13 protein-coding genes are annotated in these 16190 nt (G+C 41.4%); 12 read left to right on the top strand and 1 reads right to left on the bottom strand.

Features of this window, described 5'->3' with window-relative positions:
• The first annotated feature begins 117 nt into the window (after window positions 1–117).
• Together ACLI08_RS01030 and ACLI08_RS01025 are read left to right on the top strand one after the other, a co-directional pair.
• Window positions 118–1203 carry a chorismate mutase gene (locus ACLI08_RS01030; protein WP_411426596.1) on the top strand — a complete coding sequence of 362 codons (1086 nt, stop codon included), beginning with the start codon at window positions 118–120 and terminating at the stop codon, window positions 1201–1203.
• Window positions 1204–1309: 106 nt separating this feature from the next.
• Window positions 1310–2974: a hypothetical protein gene (locus ACLI08_RS01025; protein ID WP_411426595.1), complete on the top strand. Its 1665-nt coding sequence runs from the start codon at window positions 1310–1312 to the stop codon at window positions 2972–2974.
• 124 nt (window positions 2975–3098) lie between these two features.
• On the opposite strand, the gene ACLI08_RS01020 is transcribed toward ACLI08_RS01025, so the two are convergent.
• Window positions 3099–3383, bottom strand: a complete 285-nt coding sequence (locus ACLI08_RS01020; RefSeq protein ID WP_411426594.1) for a hypothetical protein — start codon at window positions 3381–3383, stop codon at window positions 3099–3101.
• 234 nt (window positions 3384–3617) lie between these two features.
• On the opposite strand from ACLI08_RS01020, the gene rsgA reads away from it, so the two are divergent.
• From rsgA to queA, 10 genes are all read left to right on the top strand, one after another.
• Window positions 3618–4589 (top strand): ribosome small subunit-dependent GTPase A, encoded by a 972-nt coding sequence (rsgA, locus tag ACLI08_RS01015; protein ID WP_411426593.1) that lies wholly within the window; start codon window positions 3618–3620, stop codon window positions 4587–4589.
• 4 nt (window positions 4590–4593) lie between these two features.
• The gene (gene dtd / locus ACLI08_RS01010; protein WP_411426592.1) at window positions 4594–5046 is read left to right on the top strand and encodes a D-aminoacyl-tRNA deacylase; all 453 of its coding nucleotides are present in this window, start codon (window positions 4594–4596) and stop codon (window positions 5044–5046) included.
• 54 nt (window positions 5047–5100) lie between these two features.
• Window positions 5101–6999 carry a DUF3857 domain-containing protein gene (locus ACLI08_RS01005; RefSeq protein ID WP_411426591.1) on the top strand — a complete coding sequence of 633 codons (1899 nt, stop codon included), beginning with the start codon at window positions 5101–5103 and terminating at the stop codon, window positions 6997–6999.
• Between the two features lie 9 nt (window positions 7000–7008).
• Window positions 7009–8964 (top strand): transglutaminase domain-containing protein, encoded by a 1956-nt coding sequence (locus tag ACLI08_RS01000; RefSeq protein ID WP_411426590.1) that lies wholly within the window; start codon window positions 7009–7011, stop codon window positions 8962–8964.
• A 3-nt stretch (window positions 8965–8967) separates the two neighbouring features.
• A complete protein-coding gene (locus ACLI08_RS00995) occupies window positions 8968–10923 on the top strand; it encodes a transglutaminase domain-containing protein (RefSeq protein WP_411426589.1) in 1956 nt (651 codons plus the stop codon).
• A gap of 26 nt (window positions 10924–10949) precedes the next feature.
• Window positions 10950–12956, top strand: a complete 2007-nt coding sequence (locus tag ACLI08_RS00990) for a DUF3857 domain-containing protein (RefSeq protein ID WP_411426588.1) — start codon at window positions 10950–10952, stop codon at window positions 12954–12956.
• Window positions 12957–13059: 103 nt separating this feature from the next.
• Complete coding sequence (locus tag ACLI08_RS00985) at window positions 13060–13386, top strand: nucleotide pyrophosphohydrolase (protein ID WP_411426587.1); 327 nt, start codon at window positions 13060–13062, stop codon at window positions 13384–13386.
• A 9-nt stretch (window positions 13387–13395) separates the two neighbouring features.
• The gene (locus ACLI08_RS00980) at window positions 13396–13614 is read left to right on the top strand and encodes a hypothetical protein (RefSeq protein ID WP_411426586.1); all 219 of its coding nucleotides are present in this window, start codon (window positions 13396–13398) and stop codon (window positions 13612–13614) included.
• Window positions 13615–13627: 13 nt separating this feature from the next.
• Window positions 13628–14890, top strand: a complete 1263-nt coding sequence (aroA, locus tag ACLI08_RS00975; protein WP_411426585.1) for a 3-phosphoshikimate 1-carboxyvinyltransferase — start codon at window positions 13628–13630, stop codon at window positions 14888–14890.
• A gap of 141 nt (window positions 14891–15031) precedes the next feature.
• On the top strand, window positions 15032–16081 hold the full coding sequence (queA, locus tag ACLI08_RS00970; RefSeq protein WP_411426584.1) for a tRNA preQ1(34) S-adenosylmethionine ribosyltransferase-isomerase QueA: 1050 nt from the start codon (window positions 15032–15034) through the stop codon (window positions 16079–16081).
• The last annotated feature ends 109 nt before the right edge of the window (window positions 16082–16190 follow it).

The raw sequence follows: 16190 nt of genomic DNA, 5'->3' as shown, positions 1-16190 counted from the left end.
GTAGTTCTGCATGATAATGCCACTTATCAGACCCTTATAGGGTCGAACATAATGACCCGGGACGATGTCCTTGGTAAATAATAAAAGCACACAATTTAAAATATAATATAAAGAAATATGGAAAATAGCACCGCCCTACGCACCTGGTTAGATGATTTTAAACTAACACACCCGCTGGTTATAGCGGGTCCGTGCAGTGCCGAGACCGAAGAACAGGTTTTAAAAATAGCACACGAACTTAAGGATAGCGATGTAAGTATTTACCGTGCCGGCATCTGGAAACCGCGTACCCGCCCGGGTGGGTTTGAAGGTGTAGGTGCCATTGGCCTTAAATGGTTACAAAAAGCTAAAGCTGAAACGGGCCTGCTTATGGCTACAGAAGTTGCGAATGCTACCCACGTAAAACTGGCTTTGGAGCATGATATTGATGTGCTTTGGATTGGCGCGCGTACCACTGTAAACCCGTTTGCCGTACAGGAAATTGCCGATGCGCTTGCCGGGACAGACAAAATAGTTTTGGTAAAAAACCCCGTAAACCCGGATCTTGCCCTTTGGTTGGGTGGGGTAGAGCGTTTGTACAATGCAGGCATTAAAAAGCTTGGGGTGATTCACCGTGGTTTTTCTACTTACGAAAAAACCAAATACCGTAACATACCAGAATGGCAGCTGGCTATTGAGCTCCAGAATAAGTTCCCTGACCTGCCACTAATTTGCGACCCGAGCCACATTACCGGCCGCAGGGATATGATTCAGGAGGTGAGCCAGCAGGCACTCGACCTGAACTATGACGGCCTTATCATAGAAACGCATATCGACCCTGACAACGCCTGGAGCGATGCCGCCCAACAGGTAACCCCTACAAAACTGAAGCAGATTTTTGAAGACCTGCGTGTGCGTAAGGAAACTGAAGCGAATGCTGACTACGATAGTAAAATGGCTGGCCTTCGTATTAACATTGATGAATATGACAACAAACTGATAGAGCTGCTGGGTAAAAGGATGAAAGTATCGGAACAAATTGGCGCACTTAAAAAGGAGTTTAATGTAGCGGTGTTGCAAAACAAACGCTGGAGCGAAATCCTGGAGAAAATGACTACGCAAGGCAGGGAAAAAGGCCTTAACGAAGAATTTATCATAGATATTTTTAAAGCCATCCACCAGGAGAGTATCAGCCACCAGGAAAAAGTAATTAACAAGCAGTAATACTATAACGATTAAAAGACGGCAATGCCGTCTTTTTTTTATGTGTATCAGACTGGTGTTATAATTTTTTTTGTAATATCGTAGCGAATTTTAACAAGTCAACCAAGTGAAAAAAATTTTATTGGCAGCAGCATTGCTGTTTATGGGTTGTGCTACACTACAAGCACAATACAAATTAGAAAACCTTAATATTTCTTACGGTGAAGAGCTCCCTGAAGATAAGCAAAAGCTTGTACACTTTATAGGTGAGGCTAATGGAAAAATTTATGGTATAGGAGTAAGGAAAGACGATTATTTCCTAAAGATTTTTGAAAGCGGTTCTATGAAACTGCTGGCCTGCAAGCAAATTATATTGCCGGATCTTAATGACAGGGAAGTAGAGTTTGAAGATGTATACCTTTTTAATGGTAAACTTTATGCCATAGGCAGCGTTTACAATAAAAAAGAAAAGGTGTATAACTTGGTAGGTACGCCGCTTGGCGAGGATGGTAATCTTAGTAAAGATGGTGTGATTTTATTTAAGGTTCCTGTAGAGAAAAAGAGCGAACGCGGTAACTTTTACTTCCGTACTACCCAGGACAGGTCAGGATTACTGGTTATGCATGCGGTAAAACTTAAAAAAGAGGATGCTGTAAAATATGAGGTTAAGCTTTTTGATGATAACCTTGCTACAATTTTTAATACGGTAGAAAAAGTAGTGTATGATGATGACCATAAAGACTACGAGTTCTACATAGCCGACTTTGACGTAGCACTAAACGACGATGTGTTCCTTGTAATAAACGAAGGCTGGAGGGATAAAAAGAAAAAAGAGCGTGTAGAGCGCTTTGAAGTACATGCTTACAAAAGCGCCAATGCGTACAAAAAAGAAGTTATTAATATAGGGGTTACGGATAAAAGCCTTATAAACTGCCAAATTGTACCATCGGGTAATATACTGCACCTTATGGGCTTTTATTCGGGAGTTACAGACAGCGGAAGGATAAATGCAGAGCTTAAAGGCGTGTATGCTGCGAACATTAACCTTACAACTAACCAGCCTGAACTGGTTAAGTTTAACGATTTTGACATGGCTACTAAAGTTAAGCTTATAGGTGAACGCAGGGCAAAAAAAGGTAAAGAGGTACCGCCGCTTTACAATATAACCAGCATTATAGGCAGGGAAGACGGAGGCGTAATAATGCTTTCTGAGTATCAAACCGTGCAGGCCGGAGGCACAACCGGTATAGGCTTTGGTGGTGTAGGTGTGGGTGCTACAACTACCATATATAATAAAAACGAAATAATAGTAACTTCATTAGCCGCAGATGGTACACACGAATGGAGTAACGTAATTCCTAAATTGCAGGCTGCAGCCGTAACCACTTTTAGTGCAGGATTAGGTTTTGGCGCATACGGCAACAGCTTTTCTGTGGGTGGTGTTATTTCTGTGCCGTTTGCTCAGATGAGTAGCAGTGGGGCAGAGTTTATAGGTGCAGTGCCTATTTATAGAAACGGGGTGCTTTCGGTACTTATTAACGACAATATTAAGAACAAAGGTGTTACAGATATAGAAAAGATAAAAGGCATGGGAAGTACAAACAAGCTTGTACCATCGCTTTTTGTTTTTGATAAAAAAGGTAATATTACACGTAAAGACCCGGATGAGGTAATTAAAGATGAACTCATACTTCGCCCTGGTGTAGTTTACAGGTCAGACGACAGTAACTACATTATTTACGCATCTAAAAAAGATAAGGATAAACTTGGTCGTATGACAATACCTAAGTAAGAATAGTATTCATGTTTTAGTAAAAAAGCAATACTATTGTTTATCTAACAGGTTGTATTAAAAAAAGAGGGTTGCATTATTAATGCGACCCTCTTTAGTTTATAGGGCTTCCAGCGTTAAGAGGTTAAATGTTAACCCTTTCGTTAACAGATGAAGGGAAAATATTTATCCAGCCGTTATTGCAAAACTGAATGATGGTATAAGAGTCTACACCTCCATTTACAGTAATATTTTGGTTAGCTGTTCTATCGTTCATTTCTATATCAATGCTGATAGTTTCTCCGGTTGAAGGAAACTGCATCCATGCAGAATAGCCATTAATATCTACCGTAGTAGATTCTCCGTTAATACTTGCGTTAAGTAATTCTCCTGTAGCGTTTACAACTACATAATGATTGTTGTTTGCCATGATTACGGTTTGGTTTTTTTGTTCCTACTCTTTTAATAAAGGCTTTTCGGATTACGCCTGTAATGGCCATCAAAAAATGTTAACATAACAAATATAATTTACTGGTTTTATCGGTGTAAGAGTATTATTACGTTTATTGTGCTGGCGTAATTATACCTATCGCTCTCCTAAAGCATTAGTACCTTTACTTGCTGTAATGATGATTATTTTTTTAGGCTTTACTATATTTGCGCCATGACAGGACTGGTTTATAAATCTACGGGAAGCTGGTATTTGGTAAAAACCGAAGAGGGCAACGTGTACGAATGCCGTATTAAAGGTAAATTCCGTATTAAGGGCATTAAAAGTACTAATCCCGTAGCGGTAGGCGACGTGGTAGATTTTGACCTTGATGAAACTGCCGATACCGTTACCGGGCTTATCCATACAATACACGAGCGTAAAAACTATATTGTGCGTAAATCGGTAAACCTCAGTAAACAGGTGCACATTATAGCCTCTAATATAGATAAGCTTTTCCTGCTTGTTACCATAAATAATCCACCCACTACCACCAGTTTTATAGATCGTTTTTTGGTTACTGCCGAAGCGTATGGGGTAGAGGCTGTTTTGGTTTTTAATAAAATAGACACGTTTAACGATGATATGCTCGATGAGCAACTGTACCTACAGTTTATTTATAACCGTATTGGCTATAAATGCCTGCGCGTTTCTGCTGCAAGCGGCAAAGGGATAGACGAGTTAAAAGCCGAGATGAAAGACTGTGTCAGTATGTTTAGCGGTCACTCTGGTGTGGGTAAAAGCACGCTGGTAAATGCCCTGCAGCCCGGGCTTGATCTTAAAACCAAAGAAATCAGCGAGCAGCACAGCCAGGGGCAGCATACTACTACTTTTGCCGAAATGTTTGATCTTGATTTTGGTGCTAAAATTATAGATACCCCGGGTATTCGTGGTTTTGGTATTGTAGATATGGAGAAAGACGAGCTGGGCGACTATTTCCCGGAGTTTTTTGCGCTTAAAGACCAGTGCAAGTTTAATAACTGCCTGCACAAGGAAGAACCACACTGTGCGGTTAAAGAAGCGCTGGAAAATGATGAAATAGCCTGGAGCCGTTACCAAAATTACCTTAAAATGCTGGAAGGCGACGAGGAACATTACCGCAGCGACATTTATGCCGACGGTAAAAATAACGACAACGAAGAGTAACCTAATGCGAGCTGTAATACAACGTGTAAGCCGTGCATCGGTAACTATAGAAGGAACAAAAACCGCCGATATTAATGCCGGCCTTTTAGTGCTGGTAGGTATTGAAGATGCCGATACCCAGGAAGATATCGACTGGCTTGCTGCCAAGATCGTGCGCATGCGCATTTTTGGCGATGCCGATGGTGTTATGAATCTGTCGGTTCAGGAAATAAACGGTGATGTGGTTGTGGTAAGCCAGTTTACGCTACATGCGCAAACTAAAAAAGGCAACCGCCCCAGCTACATTAAAGCCTCCAAGCCCGACGTTGCCATTCCGTTATACGAAGCTTTTGTGCAAAAAATCAGTAAAGAGCTGGGTAAGCCCGTACAAACGGGTCGCTTTGGTGCCGATATGAAAGTGGAACTTTTAAACGACGGCCCTGTTACAATAATTATAGATAGTAAAAATAAAGAGTAACTGCTTGGTGGTTTGTTAAAAAAAACTAATTTTGACACAACCAACTGATTGATTATGTTACTTAGAATTTCCCTTGTTTTATCCCTGTTATTGTGTTTTTCTGCTGCTGCACAAGATGAAAACTATAGCGCAGCTGCAATTCCCGCAGAATTATTAGAAAACGCTAATGCTGTATTACGCAACAGCACAGAAGAAATCACTGTATCATCCCTTACAAGCCTTAAGTCTAAAGAACATCGTGTAGTTACTGTTTTTAACGAACGCGGATTAGGCTTTATAGGTGCGTCTGTGTATTATGATAAAAGTACCAATGTGCGCAGTATTGAGGCCATTGTTTATGACAAAAATGGTGAGCAGATAAAAAAAATTAAGAAAAAGGAATTTCGTGATGTGGCTGTATCTTCAGATGCTGAGGTTACAGATAATCGTATGCTGTATCTTGATTTTACGCCGGCTACTTACCCCTTTACCATTGTTTTCAATTGCGAAACAGAGTCGTCTAATACCGCGTTTTTACCCCAGTGGTCGCCGGTTGAAGGAGTTTTTCTGAGTACGGTAAAATCCGAACGCAGGTTTACGGTGGAGCCATCTCTTGGCTTTAGGTACAAAGAATATAATTTTGGCGACGTAAAGCTGGAAAAACAGCAGCAGGGAAATACATATACCTTTAGCGCAGCTAACATACCTGCGTTGAGGTCTGAAGAAGAAGCGCCTTCGTTAAGTAAAGTACGCCCATATATACTTTTCAGCCTTAACCGTTTTAACCTGGAAGGTGTAGAGGGCACCGTGGCCGACTGGCAGAGTATGGGTAAATGGATGTATGGCAGCCTGATTTCGGGTACTGATGAGCTGCCTGCAGAAACGGTAGAGAAAATAAAACAACTTACCGCTGCCGAAAATGATCCGCTAAAAAAAGCCCGTATAGTATATGAATATATGCAGTCTAAAACCCGCTATGTAAGTATTCAGTTGGGTATAGGCGGCTGGAAACCCATGAAGGCTAAAGATGTAGACCGCTTAGGTTATGGCGACTGTAAAGCCCTTTCTAACTATACGCGTGCGCTGTTAAAAGCGATTGGCATAGAGTCGTATTGTACCGTGATTTACGGAGACCATAACGGGCGCGACCTGCAGAAAGACTTTTCGTCTATGCAGGGTAACCACATGATATTAGCGCTGCCAAATAAAGACGGCTACGTGTGGATGGAATGTACCAGCCAAACTGAACCGTTTGGGCACCAGGGTGATTTTACAGATAACCGTTATGCCCTTGTTATAAAGCCTGAAGGAGGGGAGCTGGTGCGTACCCATACGTATCTGCCTGCCGAAAACACGCAGGTTTCGGTTACTACCTACGCCATAAGTCCTGAGGGTAATTTGTCAGGTAGCCTTAAACGTACAAGTGCCGGACTACAGTATGATTCGCGTTTTTACATGACGCGACTATCTGCCGAAGATCTTTCCAAAGAATATAAAAAACGCCTGGCGCATTTAAATGGGCTTACACTTAAAAAGGTAGATTTAAGCAACGATGCTGATAAGCTTACCTTAACCGAAAACCTGCAGTTAGAGGTGCCGCAGTATGGTAGCCTTAGTTCGGGCAGGCTTATTTTTGCACTTAATGCATTTAATCAAATCTCTTACGTACCTGTACGTTACCGTAACCGTAAACTGCCGCTTGAGGTAGATTCGGGTTATACTGATAACGATGAGGTAGTGGTTACCCTGCCCGAGGGTTTTTCGGTAGAAGCAATGCCTCAAAATGTTTCTATTACAGAAAAATTTGGCGAGTACAAAGCCGAATACACTTCAGATAAAAATAAGATTACAGTAAAGCGCAGCATCAGGTTAAATGATGGTGTGTATGCTAAGGAGGACTACGATAAATACCGCGAGTTCAGGGATAAAATTGCCCGTAGTGAAAATGCTAAAGCTGTATTGGTTAAAAAGTAAATCCCCGGTATGAATATACGTTTAGCGTACGCGGCACTACTGTTTTTTTGCAGTTGCTTGCTTTGGTCTCAAACTACAAAACTGGCCAAAGCGCCGGAGGTAACGGCAAAAGACCTTATCGAAAAAAAACATCCTAAAGACACCACGGCTGTGGCTGCCTATCAATATCATTATGGTAATACGTATTTTGATTTGGTAGACAATTACTGGGTTATGGTTACTGAGGTGTATAACCGCATAAAGATTTACAAAAAGGAAGGGTATAAGTACGCCGACAGTAAAATTGTTTTTTACAGCGGATCGCGTAAGGGTAAAGGCAGCGTTTATGATGCTGCAACTTATAACCTTGAAAATGGTGTAGTTACTAAAACCCCGCTGGGCACGGAAGGCATAGCCGAAGATGAGCCTGTGGAAGATTATACCCGTAAGAAAATAAAAATGCCTAACGTAAAGGAGGGCAGTATTATAGAGTATAAGTATAAAATCCGTACACCGTACTTTACAAACCTTGAAGACTTTTATTTTCAGTATGATATCCCCGTAGATAATGTACGGTACGATGTGGCGGTACCGGGGTATTTTATTTACAATGTGTATACGGTAGGGTATGCCGATATACAAAAAGATGAAGTTTTTGTTAGGGATAACTATCAGCTGGAGTGTAAGGAACTGGTATATAAATATGCTGCTAAAAATGTAAAAGCACTTCCGGACGAACCCTACGTAAACAACCCGGATAACTACACCGCCATGATTAAGCATGAACTGGCCACCGTTTCTTTACCAAACAGATCTGTAGAAAACTATGCTACCGACTGGAAAAACGTAGCAAAGAATATTTATGGCATGGACGGTTTCGGGCGCGAGCTAAAGCAAAGTTCTTATTTTGAGAAAGATATAGACCCTGTTTTAGCGCAGGCTAAGACCGACGAAGAAAAAATGAACGCTGTATTTACTTATGTACAGGGCCGCATGGCGTGGAACGATAAAAGTAGCTACCGCTGTAAAGAGGGCGTAAAAAAAGCTTATGAAAGCCGTACGGGGAATGTGGCCGAAATCAACCTTATGCTTACAGCTATGCTTCGCTATGCCGGGCTCGATGCTAATCCTGTGCTTACCAGCACAAGAGATAATGGTATAGCGGTGTTTCCTACCCGTACTGCATATAACTATGTTATTACTTCGGTTAAGATTGCTGATAAGCAATACCTGCTGGACGCTACCAGTAAGTATACTGTACCAAATATTTTGCCGGTAAGGACCCTAAACTGGAACGGGCGCCTCATAAAAAAGAATGGCGATACAGAAGACGTTTCGCTAATGAACGCTAAGCTGGGCAAAGAAACCATAAGCATACAATGCGATATGGATAACAAAGGCGGCATTAAAGGAAAATATAAGGCCGCTTATTATGACTATGCAGGGTATTTGTATCGGGAAAATTATGGAGGGTATAACCTTGAGGCTAATGCCCAGCGGCTTGAAAAAAAGTATGACGATGTTGTTGTTTCGGATTTAAAGATGCAGCATGTAGCTGATTTAAAAGAAATAGTTGCTGAAGAGTTTTCGTTTGAAATTGCCCAGGGTGCAGATGTTGCCGGCGATAAAATGTATATAGATCCGCTGCTGTTTTTAACCGAAAAGGTTAGCCCTTTTAAGCAGGAAAAAAGAGATTTTCCTATTGATTTTATTTACCCGTACCAGGACAGGTACGCCGTAAGTATAAAAATACCCAAAGGCTACACGGTAGAGTCGATTCCACAGAAGCTTCAAATGGCTATGGATCAAAACGCAGGTATGTTTAGTTTTATGTGTCAGCAAAAAGACGATATCATACAGGTACTGGCCATTACACAAATAAATATACCCATAATCAGTCAGGATTTTTATCCTTACCTAAGGGAGTTTTTTAATAGTGTTATTGCTAAGCAGAACGAAAAAATAGTACTCAAAAAATCAAACTGACGTATGGGTTGCAGTTTTTTTAAATGGTTTTCAGTATTCATCCTTGCAATAAACTCCGCTGCATTTTACGGTCAGGAACAAAATTTGCTGCCGGTTTCTGTAGCCGATTTGCAATCTGATTTTTATCCGGCAGATTCCTCCGCTTCAGCTGCTGTTTTATACAGCCGCTGCCAGCATAAAATCATCTATTCAAAAGATATCTTTAAAATGCGCCGGGAGTCTTCGTATAAATTTCGAATAAAAATTTATACGAAAGAAGGGCTTCAGTACGCCACCCGCAATATTGCGTACCTTATAGACAGGGATGCCACTGAAACCGTAGTTATAGAAAAGGCGCTTACCTATAATCTTGTAAACGATAAAGTGGCAGCTTCCAGTTTAAGTACAGATGGTGTTTTTGATGAGCAGGTTATAAAAGGTATAATGAATAAGCGGATTGTAATGCCTAACGCTAAGGAGAAGTGTATTGTAGAGCTTTACTATACCATATCCAGCCCTCTTTATTTTAGTATACCCGAGTGGGATTTTCAGCAGGAGATTCCCGTAAAGTATAGCGAATTGGTTACCATAATTCCTGGATTGTTTACGTTTATTACTGTTCCGCGGGGCTTCTTTAAAATAGACCAAAAGAAACTTACGTATGAAAAAAATAACATCTCCGAAGAATATTCCTGCTATACCGCATACGGCCTTCCGGCTTTAAAAGATGTTTCTCTGGTAAATAATGTAGATAATTATACCTGTAGCATAGCGCATGAGCTTAAGCGGTTTTCTAAAATGGGTAAAAGCATTAACCTGTCTCCTTATACATGGCAGAGTGTTGCCAGGCGAATTTACAAAGACGAGGATTTTGTAGGACAACTTAATAAAAGCGGATATTTTACCGAGGATATAGACCGTGTTATAAAAGGCTTAACTACACCGGAGGAAAAAATGCAGGCTATTTTTTCGTTTGTACAGCAGCACATGACGTTTAACCAGCGTATTAGTGTAGTTTGTAATCAGGGTGTTAAAGCAGCCTATAAAGAAGGTACAGGTAACGTTGCCGAAATCAATCTTATGCTTACAGCCATGCTGCGGTATGCCGGTATAGAGGCATACCCGGTTTTACAATGCCATCGTAATTCGCGCATAGCGCTTTCGCCTGCTTATGATGCCTTTAATTACGTAACCTGTGTAGCGTTAATAAATGAAAAGGAGGTACTTTTAGATGCATCCTCTAAATGGTCGCGCCCCGGGGTTTTGCCGCTCAGGGCTGTAAACTGGGCAGGTTTAATGCTTAAAGACGAAGAAATAAAAGATGTGAACGTAATACCCGAAAAACCATCTTTAAAAAATACCGTATTGGCTGTAACGCTAAATCCTGATGGGGGTTGTAGCGGAAAAATCAGGGTTATTCATAACGATTATTACGGAGAAATTTTTAGGGAGAAATATGCCGAAAATACAGATTCCGATGCATCGGCGGCAGCCTTAGAAAAAGAGTATACGGGATTACAAATCAGCAATTACCGCGTAAGTGAGTTAAAAAATAACACAAAGCCTGTAACTGAGGATATGGATTTTACAAATTCTAATGCCGCAGAGCTTTTAGGTAACCGTATTTATGTTTCTCCGCTTATTTTATTCTCTGCCATGAAAAATCCGTTTACAGAGAAAGAGCGGCTTTATCCGGTTGATTTTGGTTTTCCGGGAGAGAAAAAGTATAGTGTAGTAGTAAAAATCCCTGAAGGTTTTGCCATAGAGTCTATACCCGAATCGGTTTCATATAAACTTCCGGATGACTTAATGTCGTTTAAGTTTTTGGCCGAAAACAAAGGCGATTCGGTAAGCCTTCTGGTTACCGTAGCCTATAACAAAGCTGTGATTTCTGCCGAACACTACGCCGGGCTAAAAGATTTTTATGATAAGGCCATAGAAAAGTTTAAGCAAAAAATTGTAATAACTAAAGCAAAGTAACAGACTAATTTATAAACCAACTATATATGCATTTATTTAAATATACCATTATTGCATTTTTGTGTACTGTTTCGGTTTTTGCCCAAAACCACGAACTGGGCAAAGTAACAAAAGCAGAGCTTGAGGAAAAGTCCCACCCAAAAGATCCGTCGGCGCCGGCTGCAGTGCTTTTTAGCAAGCGCGAAACCGCATTTAATTACTCTCAGAGCTCAGGTTTTGAGATGGTTACAGAGGTGGAAATGAAAATTAAAATTTATACAAAAGAAGGATATAAACATGCCAGCCAGGCGGTATATCTTTATAACAATGATACCGATAAAGAGCGGATAGATATTTCTAAGGCCTATACTTATAACCTGGTAAACGGAAAGGTGGAAAAAACCAAGCTGAAAAGCGAGGGGGAGTTTATGGAGCAGGTGGGAAAAAACGTAAGGCGCAAAAAAATAATGCTGCCCGACGTTAAAGAAGGTAGTATAATAGAGTTTCGTTATGTAGTTTATTCACCTTTCTTCAGCCAAATGCCTGACTGGAGTTTCCAGCAGGAAATCCCTGTAGCCTATAGTTCATTAACTACACGTATACCGCAGTATTACACCTATAGCACAAATGTGCGTGGGTATTTTACCCCCGTGGTAAACACTACTAAACGTACTGCCAGTATAAATTCTATTAGCAAAGAGCGTTCTTCCGGCTATGTAGCAAAGACAACATTTTCGCAGGATAAGCTGGATTATATGGAAACCGTTACTACGTATGAGCTATCTGATTTGCCTGCCCTTAAAGACGAAGCTTTTGTAGGGAATCCTGAAAATTATATTTCGGGTATTGAGCATGAACTAAGTATGATAAGCTTTCCTGACGAGCCTGTAAAGATGCTTTCTACTACCTGGGAGGAGGTAGCAAAAACGATTTATAAGCGTGACGGCTTTGGCGATGAGCTTTCTAAAACCGGCTATTTTGAAGACGATATTAAGGCTCTGGTTGCCCCACTTAAAACGCCGGATGAAAAAATAAACGCGATTTTTAATTTCGTAAAAGAGCGTATAAACTGGAATGGTAATTATGGTATACTTTGCGATAACGGGGTAAAAAAAGCGTACAAGGAAAAAACGGGTGATGTTGCGGAAATAAACCTTATGCTTACGGCAATGCTTAACTATGCCGGTTTAGAAGCTTACCCGGTATTAGTGTGTTCGCGTTCGCAAAAAATATCGTTGTTCCCTAACCGCGGTGCTTTTGATTACGTGATTTGTGCTATTAAGCAAGGAGATAAAGTGGTATTGCTGGATGCTACTTCTAAGCACAGTGGGGTTAACACACTTCCTTCCCGCGTACTGTACTGGAACGGGCTTATGATAGATAAAAATGGTCATAGTACGCAGATTCCGCTCTCGTCTTCTGTATTGTCTAAAGAAATCACCGTAGTACAGGCCGCTTTAGACGCTACCGGAAAGTGTACCGGTAAGGCACGTGTACAGTATACTGATAATAATGCGCTGGATTTTAGGGATATTGCATTAAAGATGAGTAAAGAATCGTACCTGGAGAAAAAAGAGAAAAGGCATACCGGGCTTGAAATCAGTGAGGTTAAGTTTACTAACGAGAAAGATTTGGCAAAGCCGGTTGTTGAAGATTACGACTTTACCTACAATAATGCGGTAGATATCATAGGTGATAAGATGTATGTTAACCCGCTTATGTATTGCGCCTTAACGCAAAATCCGTTTAAACTTGATAAGCGCGAGTATCCTATAGATTTTGTATATCCACAGGAAGAAAAATATACCGTGAGTATTGCTTTACCCGCAGGTTATGTAATAGAAAGTTTGCCAAAAAACACCGCGGTTACTATGGAAGATAATTTGGGTAGCTTTAAATATTCTATTCAGGGCCAGGGAGATAAAGTGCAATTGTTAATGATTATGGATCTTAACCAGGCGGTTTTTACACCGGATTATTACCAAACTGTAAAAGACTTTTTTGGTAAAATGGTAGAAAAGCAAACCGAAAAGATAGTGCTTAAAAAAGCATAAGTTTGTTAGTTATATTAGTGCAAAGGCGGGGTTAATCATCCCGCCTTTGTTTTTTGGTTTACTAATAAACTGTTACTTTTATACCCCAATAAAATATATGGCAATGGATATTAAGAACGCACAGCTTGATGTAGATAACTGGATAAAACAACACGGGGTTCGTTATTTTAACGAGCTTACTAATATGGCACAGCTTACCGAAGAGGTAGGAGAGGTAGCCCGTATTATAGCCCGCCGTTACGGTGAGCAGAGTGAAAAGGAAAGCGATAGAAATAAAGACCTGGGCGAAGAGCTTGCCGACGTGGTTTTTGTGGTATTGTGCCTGGCGAACCAAACGGGGGTAGACCTTCAGGCGGCGTTTGACAAGAAAATGGATCTTAAAACCAAGCGCGACCACGACAGGCACCATAATAACGAAAAGCTAAAATAAGCGCTTACCATGAAGGTAAAACTGATAAACATGGGCACTGCATTTGTGATTTTTTTTGCATGTGCGGCCCTTATAGAAGTAACCATAGGTTGGGGAGCTAAAAACCCCTGGCCTTTTATATTGTTTTGGTCGGGTGGTATGGCGCTTGCCGAGGTGCTTATCATGGAACCTTTCAGGCGGCGGCTAAAACAAAAAAACGCGGCTGTGCAAAAGCCAAGAAATAAATAAGAAGAAGGATTTTATGGACGTAAAGATAAGTGTGGGGAAAACCGTAGCTCAGGCGTCGGTACAGGTAACCGGTAGTAAAAGCGAAACCAACAGGGCACTGCTTTTGCAGGCACTTTACCCGGGTATAAGCATACAAAACATTTCGGAAAGTGATGATAGCGTAGCCATGCAGGCTGCATTAGCTACAGAACAGCAGGTGGTAGATATACACCATGCCGGTACAGCCATGCGTTTCCTTACCGCTTATTTTGCCCAGAAAGAAGGCAGCAGTGTGCTGCTTACGGGTAGCCAACGTATGACGGAGCGGCCCATAAGTGTATTGGTAGACGCACTCCGAAGCCTGGGGGCCGATATAGAGTATGCGGGCAACGAAGGCTATCCTCCACTAAAAATAACCGGTAAAAAGCTTACAGGAGGTAAGGTATCTGTTAAAGCCGACGTAAGCAGCCAGTACATTACAGCGTTGTTGCTTATTGCAGGGAAGCTGGAAAATGGGCTTGAATTAACTCTTGAGGGCGAACTTACTTCTATACCATATATAAAAATGACCCTTGGGCTGCTTACCGAAGTGGGTATACAAAATACATTTGACGGGAATACCATCACGGTACAGCCGGTTACCGGCAACCTGCAACCAACAACTATTGTGGTGGAGAGCGACTGGAGCTCGGCATCGTATTTTTACAGTATTGTCGCATTAAGCGAAGCGGGTACAAGCATTACCCTTTCGTCTTACAGGGAAAATAGTTTGCAGGGCGATAGTGCCTTGGCTGGTATTTATAAGGAGTTTGGAGTTGAGACTAAATTTTCGGGTAATGACATCACGCTGAGTAAACATAACTCTAAACCTCACCCGAGGTTGGAAATTGAACAGGCGAAGCAAACTTTAAACCTGGAACTAAATAACACCCCCGACATTGCACAAACCATAGCGGTAACCTGCTTTGCGCTAGGTGTCGGTTGTCATTTAACAGGGCTGCACACCCTTAAAATAAAGGAGACTGACAGGCTGGAAGCCCTTAAAACAGAACTGACCAAATTTGGTGCCGAGGTTACGGTTACTAATGATAGCCTTACGCTTGCGCCATCTTCAAATAAAAATGAAGGGGTAGAAGTAGCCACTTACAACGACCACCGTATGGCTATGGCGTTTGCCCCACTGGCATTAAAAGTGCCGTTTGTGGTAAAAGATGCCGGTGTGGTAAGCAAGTCATTCCCTACGTTTTGGGAGGATATGAAGAAACTGGGGTTTGAGGTTAAAGCATCCAGCCATTAGCTCTCAGCTTTTAGCCCATTGTGAAGGGCTGATGGCTGAAAGCTGACCGCTAATTACTAACTGCTTAGTAAAATAAATCCCAAAACACTTGACAACCCCTGTTTCAGGATAGTATATTTGCAGGCAATTTAAAATAGAGAAATGAAATTATCCAACTTCAATTTCAACCTGCCTAAAGAACTATTGGCAGAATTTCCGGTAGAAAACAGAGATGAGTCAAGGCTTATGGTAGTGCACCGCAAAACCGGCCTTATAGAACACAAGCTGTTTAAAGATATCATAGATTATTTTGATGAAGGCGATGTAATGGTGCTTAACAACACTAAGGTTTTTCCTGCGCGCCTTTACGGTAATAAAGAAAAAACCGGTGCCCGTATTGAAGTTTTCCTTTTAAGGGAGCTAAACAGTGAGCAGCGCCTGTGGGATGTACTTGTAGATCCTGCCCGTAAAATACGTATAGGTAACAAGCTGTACTTTGGCGATGACGACAGCCTTGTGGCAGAAGTTATAGATAATACCACGAGCCGTGGCCGTACGCTTCGCTTTTTATATGACGGTAGTTATGAAGAGTTTCGTAATAAGCTAACCGAGCTGGGCGAAACCCCTATACCTAAGTATATTAACCGTGAGGTGGTGCCTGAAGATGCAGAGCGTTACCAAACCATATACGCTAAAGAGGAAGGCGCAGTTGCTGCACCTACCGCAGGGCTTCACTTTTCTAAGCACCTACTAAAGAGGTTGGAAATTAAAGGTGTAGACTTTGCAGAAATCACCCTGCACGTGGGCCTAGGTACTTTTAACCCGGTAGAGGTGGAAGACCTTAGCAAACACAAGATGGACTCTGAGGAAATGATTATTAGCCAGGAGGCGTGTGATGTGGTAAACAGGGCTAAAACAAACAAACACAAAGTGTGTGCCATAGGTACCACTACCATGCGTGCCATGGAAAGTTCGGTTTCATCGTCTAAAACCTTAAATCCGTACATAGGGTGGACTAATAAGTTTATTTTCCCTCCGTATGATTTCAGCGTGGCCGACTGTATGGTAACTAACTTCCACACACCTAAGAGTACACTTCTTATGATGATATCTGCTTTTATGGGGCATGACCTTATGAAGAAAGCATACGAAGAAGCCGTTAAGGAAGAATACCGTTTCTACACTTATGGAGATGCTATGCTAATCCTGTAGTTTAGGACTACAAAATAACTGTTAAAGAAATCCGCTTTAGTTGTAAAGCGGATTTTTTTATGCTAAAAATTTAAACGCGTATTGTTAAGCAATTGATATGTTTTACAGT

The sequence above is a fragment of the Flavobacterium sp. RNTU_13 genome, from assembly GCF_046614455.1.
Classification (GTDB): Bacteria; Bacteroidota; Bacteroidia; order Flavobacteriales; family Flavobacteriaceae; genus Flavobacterium.
This window is presented reverse-complemented; position numbering and strand designations above follow the sequence as displayed.